Origin of the sequence: Streptomonospora sp. PA3 (genome assembly GCF_009728995.1) — a bacterium.
Taxonomy (GTDB): Bacteria; Actinomycetota; Actinomycetes; order Streptosporangiales; family Streptosporangiaceae; genus Streptomonospora.
The window spans coordinates 54,902-73,746 of the sequence record NZ_VTZW01000010.1; the positions used below are offsets into that span (position 1 = coordinate 54,902).

The following is an 18,845-nucleotide window of genomic DNA, read 5'->3' on the forward strand; positions in this document are numbered from 1 at the left end:
CTGTCTCAGCGTCCGATGTCCGGCAGCCGCGCCGCCCCGGGGGCGCGGCCGCAAGCGGTTGCCCTGGGGAAACCGTATGTGGCGGCGGCCGGCACGGCGGATTCGCGGGCCGCGCCGCGGCGGCCCCGGCCGAGGGAGCCGGGTCCGGACTCGTCGGTGAGGACGGTCTTGACCAGCGTCAGGTCGAGCCCCTGCTCGCGGAGTTCGGCGACGGCGAGCACGCGCTCGACGTCGCGCGGCGGGTAGCCGCGGCCGCCTGCCGGGCCGCGCACCGAGGCGATCAGCCCGCGGTTCTCATAGACTCTCAGCTCCGCGGCCGGCACCCCGCTGATGGCCGCCGCCACCACGGCCGAGCACGCCACCGCTCCGGGGTGGGGCCGCCCCGGAAGAGCCGCCTGCGCCCGGCCCCCGCCGCGCTTGGGCAGCGGGACCGGCCGATCTTCGCCGTCGGGGTCCTCGGGTCCGGGGTCGGTGTCGGGTCTGTCCGGGCTGTGGCGCATGAGCCCGCGGCTACCCGAGTCGTCCGCGGTCAATCGCCGCTTGGCCCTACCGCTGTCGCAGGTGGCGGGCCGGTGCTCGCCCGAGGGGGCGCGGCCCGCGAGCCGCCCGCCCGCGGTCGGGACCGCAGGCGGGCGGGGAGGGGATGGGGGCTCTTAGGCGGCGGGCTCGGCGCGGAGGTCCTTGGGGACGATCTCGGTGTAGCCGGGCGGGTTCTCCACGAGGCCGGTCGAGGTGTGGAACTCCAGGGCCGTCTCGACGGAGTCCTTGGAGAACCCGATCCCCGGCGGCACCTGCTCGCGCATGATGGGCACCAGCTCCTCGCGGGCCTGCTCGTCGATGCCCTCCATGTAGCTGGCGAGCAGCTCCTGGATCTTCGGGTCCTCGCGGATGTCCTTGTTGGCGCGTTCGATGGCCCGCTGAAAGGCCTCGACCTCCTCGGCTTTGTCCTCCCGTACGGCCCGGGTGCTGAACACGACGCCGTGGGCGGTGTGCTCGAACCCGGGGATGTCGCCGCGCGAGGGGGAGATGTAGGTGGTGCCCACACCGGTGGCCTCGGCCTGCTGGGGCACCGGCTGGAAGAACGACAGCGCGTCCACCTGGCCGGACTCCAGCGCACCCAGTGCGGCGGAGGGGTCGGCGCCGAGGTTGACCAGCTTGGCGTCGGTGGCCGGATCGAGCCCGTTGCGCTGGAAGACGTAGGCGACCAGCGCCTCGGTCCCGCTTCCGGGGCCGGTGATGCCGATGTTCTTGCCCTCCAGGGCGGCGATGCGCTCCTTGAGCGGCGCGTCGGCGGACGGGCCGTCGAAGTCCTCGCTGACGACGATGTCGACGTAGTACTTCTCGACCAGGTTGGCCACCAGCTCGGTGGAGTCGTCGTTGCCGTACAGGTTCAGGGCGTCGGTCAGCACCCCCGCGCCCAGGTCGATGCTGCCCGACTGCAGGGCGGCCGCCAGCTTGGCGCCCGTGCCCATGCGCGGCCGCTCGCCGAGCTTGAGGCCCTCGTCCTCGAAGTAGCCGCGCTCCTCGGCGACATACAGCGGGAAGAAGGCGACGGAGTCGCTGATCTGGCCGACGTTGAGCACGCCGTCGGGGGTGTCGGAGGAGCCGCCGGCGCATGCGCTCGTGGCGATCATCAGGGCGGAGAGCGCACCGGCCGCCGCCGTCGCGCGCATCCGGCGCGCCGTGGTCGTGATTGTCATGTCCGTGCCTCCGCTGGTTTCCACCGGCTCACGCGGTGGTCGAGAAGTCCGACGAGGAAATTGAGGATCGCGGCGATCACGCTGAGCACCACGAGGGTGGCGAACACCCCGGCGGTGTCGAACTGCGCCGCGGAGTTGCTGATCAGGTAGCCCAGGCCCCGGTTGGAGGCCACCAGCTCACCGATCACCGCGCCGATCAGCGCATAGGGGATCGCCACCTTGAGACCGGTGAGCATCCCGGTCATCGACGCGGGCAGCACCACCTTCAGCGCGATGTCGCGGGGCCCGCCGCCCATGAGCCGCACCGCGTCGATCAGCCCGCGGTCGACCTCGCGCACCCCGGCGGCGGTGTTCAGGAAGACCAGGAAGAACACCGTCACCGCGGCGAGCAGGATCTTCATGTCCATCTCGATGCCGAACCAGACGATGAACAGCGGCGCCAGCGCCACCTTCGGGATCGCGTACAGCGCCATGATGAAGGGGTCCAGCACCCGGTACACGGTCGGCAGGGAGGTCAGGACGAAGCCCAGCAGCGCACCGCCGGCCGAGCCGAGGGCGTAGCCGTAGACGACCTCCTGCAGGGTGATCCAGGAGTGCATCCACAGGGTGCCGTCGGCGTTCCACTCGACCAGGCGGGTCCAGATGTCGCTGGGCCTGCTGGTGAAGCTCGGGTCGAAGATCCGCCCGGCGGCCAGCTGCCATACCGCGATCAGGCCCGCGATCAGGGCGATTCGGGCACTCCAGATGGAGGTGGTGCGGCCGTTGCGCTCCCACCAGGAGCGCTGCAGGGCCACGACATCGGCCCGGCCGGCGGAGTCGGTCTTCGGCGATTCGGTCATGGTGCTCATCTCGCCCCCTTTCGCAGCGCTTCGGTCATCTCCCGGTGCAGCGCGACGAAGTTCGACTCCACCCGCAGCTCGTCGGGGTCCCGCGGGCGCGGCAGGTCGATCTCGCGGTCGAGGACGCAGCGTCCGCGCAGCCCCAGCACCACGACGCGGTCGCCCAGCAGGAGCGCCTCCTCGATGTCGTGGGTCACGAACACCACCGTCTGGCCGCTGTCCTGCCACAGGCGCAGCAGCTCGGCCTGCAGGTCGGTGCGCAGCTGGGCGTCCAGCGCCCCGAACGGCTCGTCCATCAGCAGGGTCTCGGGGTCGCCGACCAGCATCCGAGCCAGGCTAACCCGGCGCCGCATGCCGCCGGAGAGCTCGCGCGGGTAGTGGCGCTCGAACCCGGTCAGCCCCACGCGCTCGATGAGGTCCATGGCGCGCGCCCGCCGCTCCTGGGCGGGCGCACCGCTGATCTCCATGGGCATCTCGATATTGCGGCGCACGTCGCGCCAGGGCATCAGGGTGTCGCTCTGGGTGAGGTAGCTGATCTCGGTCCGGGGACCGGTGATCGGGCTGCCGTGGTAGGTCACCGTGCCGGATGTGGGCCGGATCAGGCCGGAGAGCAGGTTGAGGGCGGTGGACTTGCCGCAGCCGCTGCGCCCCAGGATGGTGACGAAGCTGCCCTTCTCGACCTGGAGGTTGAAGTCGCGCAGGGCGACGATCCCGGTGTCGTCCTTGACGAACTGCTTGGTCAGGCCCTGTACGTCCAAAAGCGTGCTCATGTCCGGACTCCGCCCGCCGTCTCGTCCTGGGCCCGCAGGCCGTAGGCGTCGTAGCTCAGTTCGCCCGCGCGCCAGCGCTCCCGCAGGCCGTCCTCCTTGGCGATGCGCTGCCTGACCGCCTCCACCGTGGGCGCGATCCGCTCGGCCGGGACCACCGCCGCCCCGTCGTCGTCGAGCACGATGACGTCACCCGGGGCGACAGCGGTGCCGCCGATGCGTACCGGCACGTCGATCGAGCCGCGGACGTCCTTGGTCGCGCCGCGGACCCGGCGCCAGCGCGTCCACACCGGCAGCCCCATCTCCCGCAGGTCGGCCACGTCGCGCACCGAGGCGTCGACCAGCACCCCCGCCGCGCCGCGGGCCTTGGCCTGGGTGGCGAGCAGGTCGCCGAACAGCGCCACCGGGCGCGGTTCGGGCATGGTCAGCACCAGGACCTCGCCCGGCTGCAGGCCGGCCATCACCTCGTGCACGGCCCGGTTGTCGTCCTGGCCGCACAGCGCGATGCGGGCGGGGCCGGCCACCCGGGCTCCGGGCAGCAGCGGCTCGACGTCGATGTCGAGCAGTCCCCTGCGCCCGGCCGCCTCGTAGACGGTGGCCACGCCCGCCTCGGCGAGCTCGGCCACGGCTGGATCCTGCCGCCCGCTCACAGCGCCGTCACCGCATTCGGCAGCAGGCGCTGGAAGGCCTCGGCCTGGCGGATCCCGGAGTCGCCGGTGACCTTGCGCGCGTGGTTGCCGCGCTGCTCGGCACGCTGGCGGTAGTAGTCCTGCAGGTACTGCTGGGCCTGCATGGCCGCCATGGCCTCGACCTTGCGCTCGAACACCGGGGTGATGTCGACGTAGACCGAGGGCACGAACCCGCACAGCTCGGGCTGGTGGGGCTCGAAGACGAGGAACTCCGAGGGGGGCGCGGTGCGGAAGCCGCTGGCCACCCCGGCACCGGAGGTGAGCAGCCGGGCCTTGGCCACGGCGGCGTGGGCCGCGGGGTGGTCGGGGTTGAAGGGGTCGTGCTCGGGGTGGGTGAGCACCACGTTCGGCGCGAAGTCGCGCATCATCTCGGCCAGGCGGTCGACCGCCTCGGGGCCCACGTGCAACGGATAGTCGCCCAGGTCGAGCGCCTCGAACCGGGCGCCGACCGCGGCCGCGGCCTTCTCGGCCTCGGTGTGGCGGATGCGCTTGACGTTCTCCTCGGTCTGGCCCGGCTGCTCCCACAGCTTGCCGGACTCCCCGCGCTCGCCGTAGGACAGCGCGACCACGACCGCCTCGCCGCCCGCCTCGGTGTGGCAGGCGACCGCGCCGGCGGCGCGCCATACGAAGTCGGCGCTGTGCGCGCCGACGACCATCATGCGGCGGTTGCTCATCGGGCTCCCTCCTTGGCGGCGGCACCGGCGCCCGCCCGCTCGCTGTCGGCACCGGCCAGCCAGCGGGAGTTGTGCACCGCCATGGTGCCGATCTCGTCTTCGGTGAAGCCCTCGGCGAGGAGCCGGTCGGCCAGGATCGCCAGGCCGTCCTCGACGGGGGGATTGAACGGTTGGCCGAGGTCGCTGGAGAGCACGGAGTTCTCCGGGCCGGCGGCGCGGATGTTGTCCATCCAGGTGGTCCAGGCGACCTTGCCGGTGTAGGGGGTGGTGAAGCACCGCTCCAGCAGCACGCCCTGCTCGGCCAGGTGCCGCTGCCGCTCGGCCTCCACGCGCTGGGACGTGAACTCGGGGTGGGTGACGACCACGCGCCGCACGCCCTCCTCCAGGGCGGCCCGCGCCACGACCTCGATCTCGGAGGTGCTGAGGTGGCCGGTCGCCAGGGTCATGTCGTGCTTGGCGATCACCCGCAGCACCTGCCGGGTGAGGCCGCGGACGGCGCCCTGCTCGTCGAGGACCTCGACGGGGTCGGCCGCCATGCCCTCGGCGCGCAGCTCGTCCTGGAGCTGGGCCCACATCGGGGGTGTGGCGCCCTCGGGCGCGGAGGCCGTGCACGCGCGCTGGTTGGAGCTGTCGACCGTCGGCAGCCAGACGACCTGGGCTCCGCCGCGGCCGGCGATGTCGACCGCGATGGGGTTGAGGCCGCCCACCGAGCCGTTGAGGGTGATCGCGCCGACCGCGTGGCAGGCGGGGACCGCCGCGTTGACCACCGCGGCGCGCTCGGCCGTGGGGACGTAGTGCGATTTCAGGACGAATCCGGCCAGGCCGACCGCGGCGAAGCGCGGAGCCAGGGCGAGGTCGTCGATCCGCCGCCGCATCACGTCGGGTGCGACGTGGATGTGGGTGTCGTAGGCCCCTGCGACGAGGTCCCGCGCCCGGGACGAGGGCGTCGGATGCTCGGTCATACCGCCTCGAATCAGTGTCGACATAATGACTGAAGAAATTGTTAACAATTTTGCCGACACGTGTCAAGGGTCACGATATGCGGATCGTCGCTGGTCGGACCGCTACTCCGCGGCTCCGGGACACGGCAGCGCGGCCGCCGGGCCCCGCGAGGGGGCCGCGCCGACCGCGCAGTACGGGAGATCGGGCGCGATCAGACGCGCAGGTTGCTTACCGGGGTGCCGGCCCCTTTCAGCGCCTCGATCACGCTGCCCAGGTGGGCGCGCATCGCGCGCTCGGCGGCGTCGGGGTCGTGGGAGCCGATGGCGTCGATGATGGCGAGGTGCTCGGGGAGCGAGACTCCGGGCCGGCCGGGCTGCAGGGACAGCCGGAACTGGTGGCGCACGCTCTGCGCGCGCAGCCGCTCCAGCACGGCTCCCGCGGTCTGCTGCCCGCTGAGCTCGCGGATCCGGCGATGCAGCAGCTGGTTGGCCTCGGAGTAGCCCAGCACGTTGCCCTCGGCGACCAGCCGCTCCATCCGGGCGCCGATCGCGCGCAGCTCGGCGGCCTCCTCCTCGTCGACCCGCTCGGCCGCCTTGGCGGCGCAGAGCGCCTCCAGCATCATCCGCACCTCGCAGATCTCCACGGCCTCCTCCAGCGACACCGCGCGGACCCGGGCGCCGCGGTTCTGCTCCCGCTCGACCAGCCCCTCCTCGGTGAGCTGGAGCAGCGCCGAGCGCACCGCGCTGCGGCTGACGCCGAACCGGGCCGACAGGTCGGCCTCGACCAGCCGCTGCTCCGGGGCGAACTCGCCGCTGGTGATGGCCTCGCGGATCGCCGCGGCGACGGAGCCCCCCGAACCCCTCTCCCGACCCGTCGCCGTACGCTGCGAGCGCGACTCTCCGCGGTTCGTAGCCACATTCCCTCGCTTCCCCAGTGCTCCGCCGGCCCCGCGAGCCCGACGGCAATATTGTCGCCAATTTCGTTGTCAGATTAGTGTAGACGGGGTTGGACCGACGACCGTGGGGAGCAGACCGTGAGCGTTGAGCAAGGGCCGAGTGTCCGGATCGCCGTGCTGGGGCTGGGCGAGGCGGGCGGGCATATCGCCGCCGACCTGCACGCCGCCGGAGCGCGGGTGCAGGGCTACGACCCGGTCAAGAGCGCCCCGGCGGGCGTCGCCGACATGCCCGGCGAGGCCGCCGCAGTGACAGGGTGCGACCTGGTGCTCAGCGTCAACAGCGCCAAGGCGGCCGGCGACGCGCTGCGGGCCGGCCTCGCCGGCGCCGGCCCCGGCACCCTGTGGGCCGACCTCAACACCGCCGCGCCCCAGCTCAAGCGCCGGCTCGGCGAGATCGCCGCCGACGCCGGAATCGCCTTCGCCGACGTCTCCCTGATGTCCCCGGTGCCCGGCCGCGGCCTGCGCACCCCGATGCTGGCCTCCGGCCCCGGAGCGGCCCGCTACGCCGACCTGATGGGCCCGCTGGGCGCCGACGTCGAGCCGATGGAGGGGCCGGCGGGCCTGGCCGCCGAACGCAAGCTGCTGCGCAGCGTCTTCTTCAAAGGGCTCGCCGCGGCCGTCGTCGAGGCGCTGGAGGCGGGGCGCGCCGCCGGCTGCGAGGAGTGGCTGCGCGAGAACATCGCCGACGAGCTGGTCCGGGCCGACGCCGGAACGGTCCGCCGCCTGGTCGAGGGCAGCCGCGTCCACGCCGCCCGCCGCACCGACGAGATGCGGGCCGCGGCCGACATGCTCACCGACCTGGGCGTAGCGCCGCTGATCAGCGGCGCCAGCCGCGACCTGCTGCAGAACCTCCAGGAGCGGGCCGCGGACCCGACCGGATGAGCGCTCCGCGGGCAGCGGCCGCGATGCACCGCGGCGACGTTTGGGCGGGCCGGGTTGCGGTAGCGATCCACCAGCGCCATCGGGCCCCCGCGAAAGGACGATGATGACCTCCATCGTGCACACGGTGAGCGAAGAGGAGCGCGAATACGAGGGCGACGCGTCCCGGCCCACCGGGTCCTACGTCGTGACTCTGGCGGCCTACGGGGCGTGCGTCGCCGCGCTCGGCGCGCTCGCGCGCAGGCGCGGGCGGCCGCTGCCGGAGTCGGTGTCGCCGTGGGACCTCGCCCTGGTCTCCGCCTCGACGCACAAGCTCTCGCGGCTGATCGCCAAGGATCCGGTCGCCAGTCCGCTGCGCTTCCCCTTCACCCGCTTCAAGGGCGCCTCCGCCCCGGCGGAACTGCACGAGGAGGTGCGCGGCAAGGGGGCGCGGCACGCGATCGGCGAGCTGATCACCTGCCCGTTCTGCGTCGCCCAGTGGGTGGCGACCGCGCACGTGGCCGGGCTGGTCTTCGCGCCGCGCGCCACGCGCTTGGGCGCCGCCACGATGACCGCCGTCGGACTCTCCGACTGGCTCCAGTTCGGCTACGCCTGGCTGCAGCAGCGCGCACAGTGACGCGCACCCGGGCCCTGCCGGGCCGGAACCGAAGACCGAGCGGGCCCAGGCTTGACCGGCACCGCGCGGCGCGCGATTCTCGGGGCGCAGCGTCGCGTCCCACCCTCCAGGAGCCACCCGTGAACGAGCAGGATCCCGCCGTGCCCCAGGGCCCCGGCGGCGCCGCGATCGACCTGACCGTGCCGCACTCGGCCCGGGTGTGGAACTACTGGCTCGGCGGCAAGGACAACTACGCGGTCGATCGGGCCGCCGGCGACGACGTCCTGGCGCGCCTGCCCGACATCGCCGACGGGGCGCGCGCCGAGCGGGCGTTCCTGGTCCGGGTGATCCGCCATCTCGTCGCCGAGGCCGGAATCCGCCAGTTCCTGGATATCGGCACCGGCCTGCCGACCATGGACAACACCCACGAGGCGGCCCAGCGGCTGGCGCCGGAGTGCCGGGTCGTCTACGTCGACAACGACCCGTTGGTGATGGCGCACGCCCAGGCACTGCTGACCAGCACGTGCGAAGGGGCGACCGACTACATCGAGGCCGACCTGCGCGACCCGGAGACCATCCTGTCCCGGAGCGCGCGGACGCTGGACTTCGACCAACCGATCGGTCTGATGCTGCTGGGCGTGGTGAACCACATCGTGGACGACGACGAGTCCTACTCCGCCGTCTCCCGCCTGGTCCGGGCCCTGCCCGCGGGCAGCCACATGGCCCTGACCCACTCCACGGCCGAGGTCCACGGTGAGCCGATGCTGCAGGTCATGCGCGAGATGAACGAACGGGGCGGCACCCCGATCACCGCGCGGGACCGGCGACGCATCGAGCGCTATTTCGACGGCACCGAACTGCTGGAGCCGGGGGTGGTCTCCTGCTCGCGCTGGCGCCCCGACGCGACCGACATCGGCACGCCGCCCGAGGTCTACCTCTTCGGCGGCGTCGGCCGGATCGGCTGAGCGCTCCGGCGGGGTGCGGGCGCGGGCCTCACCAGGCGACGGGCAGCTCGGTCAGGCCGCCGGTCACCGTTCGGCGGTTCCAGTCCAGCTCCCCGACCTCCGCGGCCAGGCGCATGTCCGGAAAGCGGGCGGGGAGCCGGGTGAACACGGCGTGCAGCTCGATGCGCGCCAGGGGCGCGCCGATGCAGTGCCGGGCGCCGTGGCCGAAGGCGAGGTGGGCGGCGGCGCGGCGCCCGGGGTCGAACCGCTCGGGGTCGGGGAAGACGGCGGGGTCGTGGTTGGCCGCCCCGGTGTCGAGCAGCACGAGGTCGCCGGCGCGCACGGGCGCACCGGCCAGGTCGAAGTCGGCGCGGGCGTAGCGGGGGATTCCTCCGGTGTTCTTGCCCGGCGCGCGCAGGATCTCCTCCACAGCGGTGCCGACCAGGTCGGGGTCGTCGCGCAGCCGCCGCCACCGGCCGGGCTCGGCCAGCAGCAGCAGCGCACCCCGGCCGATGGCCACGACCGTGGTCTCGTGCCCGGCGAACAGCAGGGCCATGCTCAGCATGGCCGCCTCGTCGTCGCCGACCCCCTCGGTCGCGCACAGCCGCGAGACCACGTCGTCGCCGGGATCGCGGCGCTTACGGGCCACGAGGTCCTTGCCGTAGCCGAACAGCTCGGCCATCCCCTGCTCCGAGCGGGCGCGGTCGGTCGCGTCCGCGGCCGCCTGCGTCCAGGCGCGGAAGCGTTCGCGGTCGGCGTAGGGCACGCCGAGCAGTTCGCAGATGACCGCGATCGGCAGCGGCAGGGCCACAGCCCGGTGCAGGTCGGCGGGCGGTGCCTGCCGGGCGAGATCGTCGATCAGCTCGGCGGTGAGCGCTTCCACGCGGGGCCGCAGCGCCCGCATGCGCTTGGGCGAGAAGTGCGGCTGCAGGAGGGCGCGCATGCGGGCGTGGTCGGAGTGCTCGGTGCCGTAGTCGCCGACGGGTCCGCCGAAGAGCACCGACTCCCCCACCCGGGCGGCGCCGTCCGGGGCGGGGTGGGAGCGGCCGAGCCGGGCGTCGTCCAGCAGGTCGCGGACCAGCGCGTGGTCGGTGACCAGCCACGCCGCGTCGCCGACCGCGGTGCGTACCCAGTGCACCGGGCCGCGGGCCAGGAGTTCGCGCTGCACGGGAGGCGAGTGCAGCGGGTCGGGCTGGTCGAACGGCAGCCGAACGGGAGGCGCGGCACCGCCTCCGGTGTTTACTTCGCTTTGTATACCCATACTTAAACAAGAGCACGTGTATACTCGTATGTCAACAAAGAAGGGAGTGCTTGTGGGAGACGCCGCGAAGAAGGCGGACGCCCGGCCACAGGCCGACCGGACGGTACGCCGCCTGGGCCGCGCCGAGCGGCGCGAGCAGATCCTGGACGCGGCCACCCGCGCGTTCGCGCGCTCCGGGTTCGCCGCCACCGGCCTGGACGACGTCGCCACCGAAGCCGGCGTCACCCGCGTGCTGCTTTACCGGCACTTCGAGTCCAAGGCGGCCCTGTACCGGGCGGTCCTGGAGCGCGCCTGCGAGCGCCTGCTGGAGCAGGTCGGGGCGGGCGACTATGACGACGCCTCGATCCCGACCCTGCTGGACGCGGCGGCCGCCGACCCCGACGGCTTCCGGCTGCTGTTCCGCCACGCCGCCCGCGAGCCGGAGTTCCGCGACTTCACCGACTCCCTGGCCGCCGCCTCCGCCGACATCACGCGCAAGAGCCTCGCCGCGCGGCTGCCCGAGGGACCCTGGACCGACTGGGCCTCGCGGCTGGTACCGGCTGTGGCGATCGAGTCGGTCATCGCCTGGCTGGACTCCGGCCGGCCCGATCCCGGCACCGCCGCCGAGCGCATCAGGGCGGCGGTGCACGGCGTCATCGACGCAGCCGGGCCGGACTACGGCTCCACATAGCGGCCCGCGCGCGGGCGGGCGGCGCGGCTTGCCAGAAACCCGCCGTGCACCCGCTTCTCAAACAGGACGTAGCGGCCGCCCCGCCGCACAGGCGGGGTCAGATCACGCCGAGGTCCCGCATCGTGTCGGCGACCTTGATGAAGCCGGCGATGTTGGCGCCCAGGACGTAGTTGCCGGGGGCGCCGTAGACCTCGGCCGTCTCGCGGCACATGGTGTGGATGTCGGTCATGATCTCCGACAGCCGCCGATCCGTGTAGTCGAAGTGCCAGGAGTCGCGCGAGGCGTTCTGCTGCATCTCCAGGCCCGAGGTGGCCACGCCGCCCGCGTTGGCGGCCTTGCCGGGACCGAAGGCCACACCGGCGTCGGAGAACGCCTTGACTGCCGCGGGGGTCGCCGGCATGTTGGCCCCCTCGCCGACGGCGACGAGGCCGTTGCGCACCAGCTCCTGGGCCGAGCGGCCGTCCAACTCGTTCTGCGTGGCGCACGGCAGGGCGATCTCGCAGGGGACGTCCCAGATCGTCCCGCCCTCGACGAACTTGGCGCGCCCGCACCGGTCGGCGTACTCCTTGATGCGGCCGGACCGGGCCTCCTTGATGTCGCGGATCAGGTCCAGGTCGACCCCGGCGTCGTCGACGATGTATCCGCTGGAGTCCGACATGGCCACCACCGTGCCGCCGAGCTCGGCGGCCTTCTGCGCGGCGTAGATCGCGACGTTGCCGGAGCCGGAGACCACGACCCGCCGCCCGTCGAAGCCCTCGCCGCGCTCGCGCAGCATCGCCTCGACGAAGTAGACGGTTCCGTAGCCCGTGGCCTCGGTCCGCACCTGCGAACCGCCCCAGTTCAGGCCCTTGCCGGTGAGCACGCCGGACTCGTAGCGGTTGGTGATCCGCTTGTACTGGCCGAACAGGTAGCCGATCTCGCGGCGCCCCACGCCGACGTCTCCGGCGGGCACGTCGGTGTACTCGCCGAGGTGGCGGTGCAGCTCGGTCATGAACGACTGGCAGAAGCGCATCACCTCGGCGTCGGACCTGCCCTTGGGGTCGAAGTCCGAGCCGCCCTTGCCGCCCCCGATGGGCAGCCCGGTAAGCGCGTTCTTGAGGGTCTGCTCGAAGCCGAGGAACTTGACGATGCCCAGGTTCACCGAAGGGTGGAAGCGCAGTCCGCCCTTGTAGGGTCCCAGGGCGGAGTTGAACTCCACCCGGAAGCCGCGGTTGACCCGGATGTCGCCGTTGTCGTCGGTCCAGGGCACCCGGAAGATGATCTGCCGCTCGGGCTCGCACAGCCGCTCCAGCACCCGGCTGTCCAGGTACTCGCCGTGCCGCTCCAGGGCCGGCTCCAGCGACTCCAGCACCTCGTGCACGGCCTGGCGGAACTCCGGCTGGTCGTAGTCGCGCTCTTCGATGTCGGAGAACACCTTTGCGGTCAGCCGCAGGCCGTCGCCGTCCGATGGTCTCGCCGTCATATGCGCCTCTCTGCCTTCCTTCGCCGGAACCGCTCTGGGCGCTGTGTCCGCGCACCGGCGCGCCGGCAAACGCTTCAGCGAACGGGCGCGATCAGTGCGGACACCGCCCCCTGCGACCCTATTCCCTCCATTCCCCCCGGTATCCGCGCGGGTGGACCGCGCGACGAGGCGCGGGCGCCTCCGAGCGGCCGGAGAGCGCCCGCGCATTCAGCGGTGGCCCCGGTGGGCGCAGCGCACGCGGACCGGGCCGGCGGTTACCGGAAGGTGTCCTTCAGCTTCTCTCCGGCCGGTTTGGCCTGCGGCGGCTGCTTGGGCGCCTCGCCCGAGTCCCCGCGCGAGGTCACGTACTGGTGCGGCTGGGGCGCGGGAGCCGACGCCTTGCCGCCCAGCGGCGCGGGGTCGGCCATGAACTCGAAGGAGTGGCGGCCGTCGGGCGCCTGCCCGGACGCCCAGGGCCCCTGGTCGGCCTCGGCGCCGTCGGAGAGGTGCCACTGGGTGCGGGCGTGTTCCTGGTTCTCCTCGTCGAACAGGGCGTCGGGCGCGATGGGGCCCTCCACTCCGTCCTCCTGCAGCTGCTCGATGGCGGCCAGCCACTGGTTCTGGTGCACGGTGTCGCGCGCCAGGTTGAACCGCAGCATCTCCTTGACACCGGGGTCGTCGGTCATGTGGTAGAGCCGCGCGGTCTGCAGCCGCCCCTGGGCCTCGGCTGCGACGTTGGCGCGGAAGTCGGCCATCAGGTTGCCGCTGGCGATGATGTACTTGCCGTTCCAGGGCGTCCCCGCGGAGTCGGCGGGCACCGCTCCCCCGCCGCCGACGATGGCGTGCTGGGGATTCATGCCGCCCACCACGGCCGCCACGGCCGGGTCCTTGACCGCTTCGGCGGTGATGTCGTCCGGAGCGCCTTCGAGCAGCCGGCCCACCATCGTGGCCAGCATCTCGACGTGGCCGATCTCCTCGGTGGCCACGTCCATGATGAGGTCCTTGTACTTGCCCTCCATGCGGCAGTTCCAGCCCTGGAACAGGTATTGCATGGTCACCGTCATCTCGCCCCACGCACCGCCGATGAGCTCCTGGAGCTTCATGGCGTAGAGCGCGTCGGGCTTCTCGGGCTTGGCGGTGAACTGCAGTTCGCTGGTGTGACGAAACACAGGCGACTCCCCCTGAGGTCGACCTGGGATGTCCGCGCAATCGCCGTCCGTGGCGGTTGGGGAACGCGGACCCGGTGTGCGTCGGCCGCTACCCGGCCCCCCGCGGTCAATTCGCCTGTCGTGCGTCTCCGTGGGAAGCACGCCTGGAACCCCCTTGACGGGGCCGGGGGGACGGGTCAAGGTAGCTCGGTAAGCGATTTCCCCTTATCATCCCCCGGTATATCCCTGGAATATCCACAAAGTTCGCAAAAGAGCCGGAAATCGCTTACCGAAATCGGGGGGTGCCGTCCACCCACCGTCGGAGGGAATCCGAGTGAACAGAGCAGCCGGCCTCCTCGCCACCGCCGCCGGGGCGGCGCTGGTGGCCACCGCACTACCCGCCGCCGCATCGCCTGCCGACGGCGGGCACCAGGACCGCCCCGGGCACGGGCACCACGGCCGCGACCTCGGGCGCGAGGTGCTGGGGCCCCGCGACGGGTGGGGCGCCGCCGAGGGCGGGACCACCGGCGGCGCCGCGGCCGACGCCGACAACGTCTTCACCGTCGATACCTGGGCGGAACTGCAGCAGGCCGTCCGGGGCGACCAACCCAAGATCGTCTACGTCGAGGGCGACATCAGCGCCATGACCGACGCGGACGGCGACGCCCTCTCCTGCTCCGACTTCGACGATCCGGCCTACAGCTGGGAGGAGTACGTCGAGACCTACGACCCCGCCGCGGGCTGGGAGGGCGAGGCCGCCGGCCCGCTGGAGGAGGCCCGGCAGCGCTCCTATGACGCCCACCGCTCCCACGTGATGCTGCGGCCGGGATCCAACACCACCGTCGTCGGCGTCGGCGAGGCCTCGATCAGCGACGGGTTCGTGCTGCTGGAGAGTGTGCGGAACGTCATCATCCGCAACCTCGGCATCCACGACGCCTACGACTGCTTCCCCAACTGGGACGGAGAGGCCTGGGACGCCCAGTACGACAACCTGGAGGTCTCGCGCACCGAGCACGTGTGGCTGGACCACCTCTCGCTCTCCGACGGCGGCAACTACGACAGCGGCTTCCCCGTCGTCCACGGCCGGCGGGTCGAGCACCACGACGGCCTGCTCGACGTGGTGCGCGCCAGCGACATGGTGACCATCTCCTGGAACCGCCTCGAAGGCCACGACAAGACGATGCTGATCGGCAACACCGACAGCGACCGCTACGACGAGTGGGACAAGCTGCGCGTCACGGTGCACCACAACCGCTTCCACAACGTCACTCAGCGGGCCCCGCGCGTGCGCTACGGCCAGGTGCACGTCTACAACAACCTCTACACCCACACCGCCGGCGCGCCCTACGACTACCAGTACTCCCTCGGCGCGGGCGTGGAGTCCCACCTCTACGCCCAGAACAACAGCTTCCGGCTGGAGGGCGTCGCGCCCGGCGAGGTGATCCAGTCCTGGCGCGGCACCGTCATCCACGAGGAGGGCAGCGTGTTCAACGGCCGGCGCACCGACCTGCTGGCCGCCTACAACGCCGCCAACCCCGACACCGCGCTCGCCGAGGACACCAGCTGGACCCCGCCGCTGCACGGCGTCGTCCACCCCGCCCGCGCTGTGCCCGCCCTGGTCGAAGCCAAGGCCGGCGCCGGCAACGCCCGCTGACCCCCGGCCCGAGCCGCCGGCCAACCCGGCCGCCGCCCGAACCGGCCGCCGCCCCGCCTCCCTTCGTGCGGGGAGGCGGGGCCGGTGGTGCGTGCGGATCCGTGCGGTCAGGCCCGCTTCCAGTTCTTCAGGCTGTCGATGGCCACGGCGAGGACGATCACGCCGCCCTTGATGATGAGCTGGTAGAAGTAGGGCACGTTCATCAGCAGCAGGCCGTTGCTGAGCACGCCCATGATCATGGCGCCGATCAGGGTGCGCTGGACGGTGCCGATACCGCCCATGAGGCTCGTCCCGCCGAGGACGACCGCGGCGATCGCGTCCAGCTCGTAGGTCTCGCCGGCCGTGGGCTGGCCCGACATCACGCGTGCGGAGAAGATGACCCCGGCCAGGCCGGCGCAGGCGCCGGCGATGACGTAGACCCGCACCAGCGTCCACTTCACCTTGATCCCGGCCAGCCGGGCCGCCTCCGGGTTGCCGCCGATGGCGTAGACCTCGGTGCCGAAGCGCGTGTGGCGCAGCACGAACCACAGCACGAGGTAGAGGCCCAGCATCACCACCACCGGAACGGGCACGCCCGCGATGAAGCCGCTGCCCATGAGCCGGAAACCGAGGTCGTCGGCCAGCAGCGGCTGGCCGTCGGTGAGCAGGTAGGCGGTACCGCGCAGGTAGGTCAGGCCGCCGAGGGTGACGATGAACGCCGGCAGCGCGAGGTAGGCGATGAGTGCGCCGTTGAGCAGGCCGAACAGCGCGCCGACGGCGATCCCGCCCGCCACGCACAGCACCGAGGGCAGCCCCGCGGTCCACAGCAGGACCGAGACGATGCCGCACACCGCCAGGTTGGAGCCCACGGACAGGTCGATCCCGCGGGTGAGGATGACCAGGGTCATCCCCGCGGCCAGGATCGCGTTGATCGAGGCCGCCCGCGCGATGTTGAAGACGTTGGTGAACGTCAGGAAGTTGGGTGCGAGCACCGCCATCAGCACGATCATCAGCACCAGCACGCCGAGGATGCCGTAGCGGTCCCACAGCCTCGCGAACCGCGGCCGGCCCGCGCGCGGAGGGGCTATGCCGGCCGCCTCGGTGGTCGGTGCCGGCTTCCCGGCACGACTCGTCTCGGTCATAGTGATCCTTGGTTGTCGGGAGGGTGGGAGTCGGGGGGACGGGGGCGGTCGGGCGGCCTAGCCGCTGCCCGCGGCCACGCCCGTGGCGTGCAGCATGACGGCCTCCTCGGTCGCCTCCTCGCGCGGCAGCTCCGCGGCGACGGCCCCGTTGCGCATGACCAGCACCCGGTCGCTGATCCCCAGCAGTTCCGGCAGGTCGGAGGAGATGACGAGGACGGCGACGCCTTCGCGCGCCAGCCGGTCGATGATCCGGTAGATCTCGTGCTTGGCGCCGATGTCGACGCCGCGGGTGGGCTCGTCCAGCAGCAGCACCCGCGGGGCGATGGCCAGCCACCGGCCCAGCACGACCTTCTGCTGGTTGCCGCCCGAGAGCTCGGCCACCCGCTGCAGCGCGGAGGAGCAGCGGACCCGCAGCGCGTCGATCTGCGTGGCCACGCGCCGGGTCATGCGGCCGCGCCGCAGTACGCCGAAGTCGCTGACCTGGTCCAGGCCGAGCCCGGTGGTGACGACGTTGTCGCGGATGGACATATCCAGGAACAGCGCCTGCTCCTTGCGGCTCTCGGGCACGTACCCGATGCCGTTGCGGATGCCGTCGAGCGGGCTGCGGTTGACGACGGCCCTGCCGCCGACGCGCAGCCGACCGGTCCTGACGCGCTGGGCGCCGAAGAGCAACTGGGCCAGCTCGGAGCGGCCCGCCCCGATCAGCCCGCCCAGCCCGACGACCTCGCCGGCGCGCAGCCGCAGGTCCACCGGGCCGATTCCGGCGCCGTCGCCGATCCCCTCGGCCTCCAGCACCACCTCGCCGGGGTCGTGCCGCTCGCGCACGTACAGGTCGTCGAGCGTGCGCCCGACCATGCGGGCGACGATGTCCTCGGGCTCCAGCTCGGCGCGCGGGGAGGTGCCCACCCAGTGGCCGTCGCGGAAGACGGTGATGCGATCGGCCAGGCGGTAGACCTCCTCCATGCGGTGGCTGATGTAGACAAGGCCCATCCCCGCGCCGCGCATCTCCTCCACCAGCGAGAACAGGCGCTGCGCCTCGGCTTCGGAGAGCGCGGCGGTGGGCTCGTCGAGCACGAGCACCCGGGCGTTCTGGGCGACCGCCCGGGCGATCTCGACGACCTGCTGCATGCCGACGCTGAGGGTGCCCAGGACCGCGTCGGGGTCGATGCCGCCTCCGACGCGGTCCAGCTTGGCGTGGGCCTCGCGCCGGATCCGCGAGCGGTCGAGCAGCCCCAGCCGGGTGCGCGGTTCGCGCCCCAGCGCCAGGTTCTGCGCGACCGTGAGGTTGGGGGCGAGGTTGAGCTCCTGGTGGATCACCGCGATGCCCAGATCCACCGCGCGCTGGGGGTTGGTGATCGACACCGGCCGCCCGTCGATCTCGATGGTGCCCGAATCGGGGGTGTGCACCCCGGCGAGCATCTTGATCAGCGTGGACTTGCCGGCGCCGTTCTCGCCCATCAGCGCGTGCACCTCGCCCGCGTGCAGCTCGAAGTGGACGTCGGTGAGCGCCTGCACGCCGGGGAAGGCCTTGCCGACCCCGGTCATGCGAAGCAGCGGCGGCGTGCTCACTCCCAGCCCTCGTACTGGTCGAGGTTGTCAGCGGTGATCAGCTCGGTCTCCACCAGCCGCTCGGACTCCTCCAGCTTCTCGCCGTTGAACAGCTTGGTGGCCATCTCCAGACCCGTGACGCCGAGCTGCTTGGGGTCCTGCGCCGCGGTGGCCTGGAACATCGAGTCGGGCTTGGCCAGCTCCTTCTCGGCGGCGGGCGAGCCGTCCACGCCGACGATCACCAGGTCCTCGACGCCGGTCTGCTGGGCGGCCAGGTTGGCGCCCAGCGCCGTGGGGTCGTTGACGGCGAAGATCCCGTCCACGTCGGAGTTGGCGGTGAGCATGTCGGTGGCGACCGTCAGCGCCTCCTCGCGGTTGTTGTCGCCGTGCTGGTGGCCGGCCACCTCGATGTCGGGGTAGTCCTCCATGACCTGCTCGCAGCCGGTGACCCGGTCCTGGATCGAGGAGATGGGCGTGCCGTCGACGATCAGGATGCTGCCCTCGCCGCCGATGGCCTCGAACAGGTGCTCGCAGGCCAGCCGGCCGGCCTGCACGTTGTCGGAGGTGATGAAGGCCTGGGCGTTCTTGGCGGTGACGTCGACGGCGACCACGGTGATGCCGGCGTCGACGGCGCGCTGCACGGCCGGACCGATGCCCTCGGAGTCGACGGCGTTGATCAGCAGCACGTCGATCTGCTGCTGGATGAAGGCGTCGATCTGCTCGTTCTGCGCACCGAGGTCCTGGCGCCCGTCCTCGGTGATGACCTCGGCGCCCATCTCCTTGGCGGCTTCCTCCACGCCGGTCTGCATGGCGGTGAAGAAGGGGTTGCTCAGGTCCTGGACCATGAGGCCGATGGTCTCGATCTCGCCGCCGTTCTCGGCGCTCTCGACGGGGCTCTGCTCGCTGCATCCGGAGAGGACGAGCGTGCCCGCGGCCAGGGCGGCGAGCAGGGCCTTGGTACGGAGGTGGCGGTACATGGGACTCCTTGGGTGTGCTGCGCCGGAGTCGGGTTCCGGCG

The 18,845-nt window shown here is 72.2% G+C and carries 19 protein-coding genes; 5 read left to right on the forward strand and 14 right to left on the reverse strand.

Going from position 1 to position 18,845, the window contains the following annotated elements; genetic code table 11:
- Window positions 1-5: 5 nt before the first annotated feature.
- The 8 genes from FZ103_RS12540 to FZ103_RS12575 all read right to left on the reverse strand — a co-directional run bounded on the left by FZ103_RS12540 (window position 6) and on the right by FZ103_RS12575 (window position 6,527).
- Window positions 6-500, reverse strand: a complete 495-nt coding sequence (locus tag FZ103_RS12540) for a MerR family transcriptional regulator (protein ID WP_156001252.1) — start codon at window positions 498-500, stop codon at window positions 6-8.
- A 153-nt stretch (window positions 501-653) separates the two neighbouring features.
- On the reverse strand, window positions 654-1,700 hold the full coding sequence (locus tag FZ103_RS12545) for an ABC transporter substrate-binding protein (protein WP_222936717.1): 1,047 nt from the start codon (window positions 1,698-1,700) through the stop codon (window positions 654-656).
- The gene (locus FZ103_RS12550) at window positions 1,697-2,548 is read right to left on the reverse strand and encodes an ABC transporter permease (protein WP_222936719.1); all 852 of its coding nucleotides are present in this window, start codon (window positions 2,546-2,548) and stop codon (window positions 1,697-1,699) included. The genes FZ103_RS12545 and FZ103_RS12550 overlap by 4 nt, the downstream gene beginning before the upstream one ends.
- The gene (locus FZ103_RS12555) at window positions 2,545-3,309 is read right to left on the reverse strand and encodes an ABC transporter ATP-binding protein (RefSeq protein ID WP_156001256.1); all 765 of its coding nucleotides are present in this window, start codon (window positions 3,307-3,309) and stop codon (window positions 2,545-2,547) included. The genes FZ103_RS12550 and FZ103_RS12555 overlap by 4 nt, the downstream gene beginning before the upstream one ends.
- Complete coding sequence (locus tag FZ103_RS12560) at window positions 3,306-3,932, reverse strand: 4-carboxy-4-hydroxy-2-oxoadipate aldolase/oxaloacetate decarboxylase (RefSeq protein ID WP_343233497.1); 627 nt, start codon at window positions 3,930-3,932, stop codon at window positions 3,306-3,308. Before FZ103_RS12560 ends, FZ103_RS12555 begins: the two co-directional genes overlap by 4 nt.
- Before the next feature lie 20 nt (window positions 3,933-3,952).
- Window positions 3,953-4,669, reverse strand: a complete 717-nt coding sequence (locus tag FZ103_RS12565) for a PIG-L deacetylase family protein (protein WP_156001259.1) — start codon at window positions 4,667-4,669, stop codon at window positions 3,953-3,955.
- Complete coding sequence (locus FZ103_RS12570) at window positions 4,666-5,631, reverse strand: DUF6282 family protein (RefSeq protein ID WP_156001262.1); 966 nt, start codon at window positions 5,629-5,631, stop codon at window positions 4,666-4,668. The genes FZ103_RS12565 and FZ103_RS12570 overlap by 4 nt, the downstream gene beginning before the upstream one ends.
- Window positions 5,632-5,822: 191 nt before the next feature.
- Window positions 5,823-6,527 carry a GntR family transcriptional regulator gene (locus tag FZ103_RS12575; protein WP_186356210.1) on the reverse strand — a complete coding sequence of 235 codons (705 nt, stop codon included), beginning with the start codon at window positions 6,525-6,527 and terminating at the stop codon, window positions 5,823-5,825.
- 117 nt (window positions 6,528-6,644) lie between these two features.
- Here FZ103_RS12575 and FZ103_RS12580 point away from each other — a divergent pair, with 117 nt between their 5' ends.
- The 3 genes from FZ103_RS12580 (at window position 6,645) to FZ103_RS12590 (ending at window position 9,005) form a co-directional block, all read left to right on the forward strand.
- Window positions 6,645-7,448, forward strand: a complete 804-nt coding sequence (locus FZ103_RS12580) for an NAD(P)-dependent oxidoreductase (RefSeq protein WP_186356211.1) — start codon at window positions 6,645-6,647, stop codon at window positions 7,446-7,448.
- Between the two features lie 103 nt (window positions 7,449-7,551).
- A complete protein-coding gene (locus FZ103_RS12585) occupies window positions 7,552-8,061 on the forward strand; it encodes a DUF1360 domain-containing protein (RefSeq protein WP_156001716.1) in 510 nt (169 codons plus the stop codon).
- A 119-nt stretch (window positions 8,062-8,180) separates the two neighbouring features.
- A complete protein-coding gene (locus FZ103_RS12590; RefSeq protein ID WP_186356212.1) occupies window positions 8,181-9,005 on the forward strand; it encodes an SAM-dependent methyltransferase in 825 nt (274 codons plus the stop codon).
- 28 nt (window positions 9,006-9,033) lie between these two features.
- Here FZ103_RS12590 and FZ103_RS12595 read toward each other — a convergent pair whose 3' ends face one another.
- On the reverse strand, window positions 9,034-10,245 hold the full coding sequence (locus FZ103_RS12595) for a cytochrome P450 (RefSeq protein WP_156001268.1): 1,212 nt from the start codon (window positions 10,243-10,245) through the stop codon (window positions 9,034-9,036).
- 52 nt (window positions 10,246-10,297) lie between these two features.
- Between FZ103_RS12595 and FZ103_RS12600 the strand changes: the two genes are divergently transcribed.
- Window positions 10,298-10,915 (forward strand): TetR family transcriptional regulator, encoded by a 618-nt coding sequence (locus FZ103_RS12600; protein WP_343233498.1) that lies wholly within the window; start codon window positions 10,298-10,300, stop codon window positions 10,913-10,915.
- Window positions 10,916-11,012: 97 nt separating this feature from the next.
- Here the strand turns inward: FZ103_RS12600 and gdhA are convergent, their stop codons facing one another.
- Window positions 11,013-12,377, reverse strand: a complete 1,365-nt coding sequence (gdhA, locus tag FZ103_RS12605; RefSeq protein ID WP_156001274.1) for an NADP-specific glutamate dehydrogenase — start codon at window positions 12,375-12,377, stop codon at window positions 11,013-11,015.
- 254 nt (window positions 12,378-12,631) lie between these two features.
- Complete coding sequence (locus FZ103_RS12610) at window positions 12,632-13,525, reverse strand: manganese catalase family protein (RefSeq protein ID WP_186356213.1); 894 nt, start codon at window positions 13,523-13,525, stop codon at window positions 12,632-12,634.
- Between the two features lie 313 nt (window positions 13,526-13,838).
- Here FZ103_RS12610 and FZ103_RS12615 point away from each other — a divergent pair, with 313 nt between their 5' ends.
- A complete protein-coding gene (locus tag FZ103_RS12615) occupies window positions 13,839-15,158 on the forward strand; it encodes a hypothetical protein (RefSeq protein WP_186356214.1) in 1,320 nt (439 codons plus the stop codon).
- Between the two features lie 107 nt (window positions 15,159-15,265).
- On the opposite strand, the gene FZ103_RS12620 is transcribed toward FZ103_RS12615, so the two are convergent.
- Genes FZ103_RS12620 through FZ103_RS12630 form a run of 3 tightly spaced genes read right to left on the reverse strand, consistent with a single transcriptional unit; the run spans window position 15,266 to window position 18,804 of the window.
- The gene (locus FZ103_RS12620) at window positions 15,266-16,279 is read right to left on the reverse strand and encodes an ABC transporter permease (protein ID WP_156001280.1); all 1,014 of its coding nucleotides are present in this window, start codon (window positions 16,277-16,279) and stop codon (window positions 15,266-15,268) included.
- A gap of 57 nt (window positions 16,280-16,336) precedes the next feature.
- Window positions 16,337-17,848 (reverse strand): sugar ABC transporter ATP-binding protein, encoded by a 1,512-nt coding sequence (locus tag FZ103_RS12625; protein ID WP_222936727.1) that lies wholly within the window; start codon window positions 17,846-17,848, stop codon window positions 16,337-16,339.
- Complete coding sequence (locus tag FZ103_RS12630; RefSeq protein WP_156001283.1) at window positions 17,845-18,804, reverse strand: ABC transporter substrate-binding protein; 960 nt, start codon at window positions 18,802-18,804, stop codon at window positions 17,845-17,847. The genes FZ103_RS12625 and FZ103_RS12630 overlap by 4 nt, the downstream gene beginning before the upstream one ends.
- Window positions 18,805-18,845 lie beyond the last annotated feature (41 nt).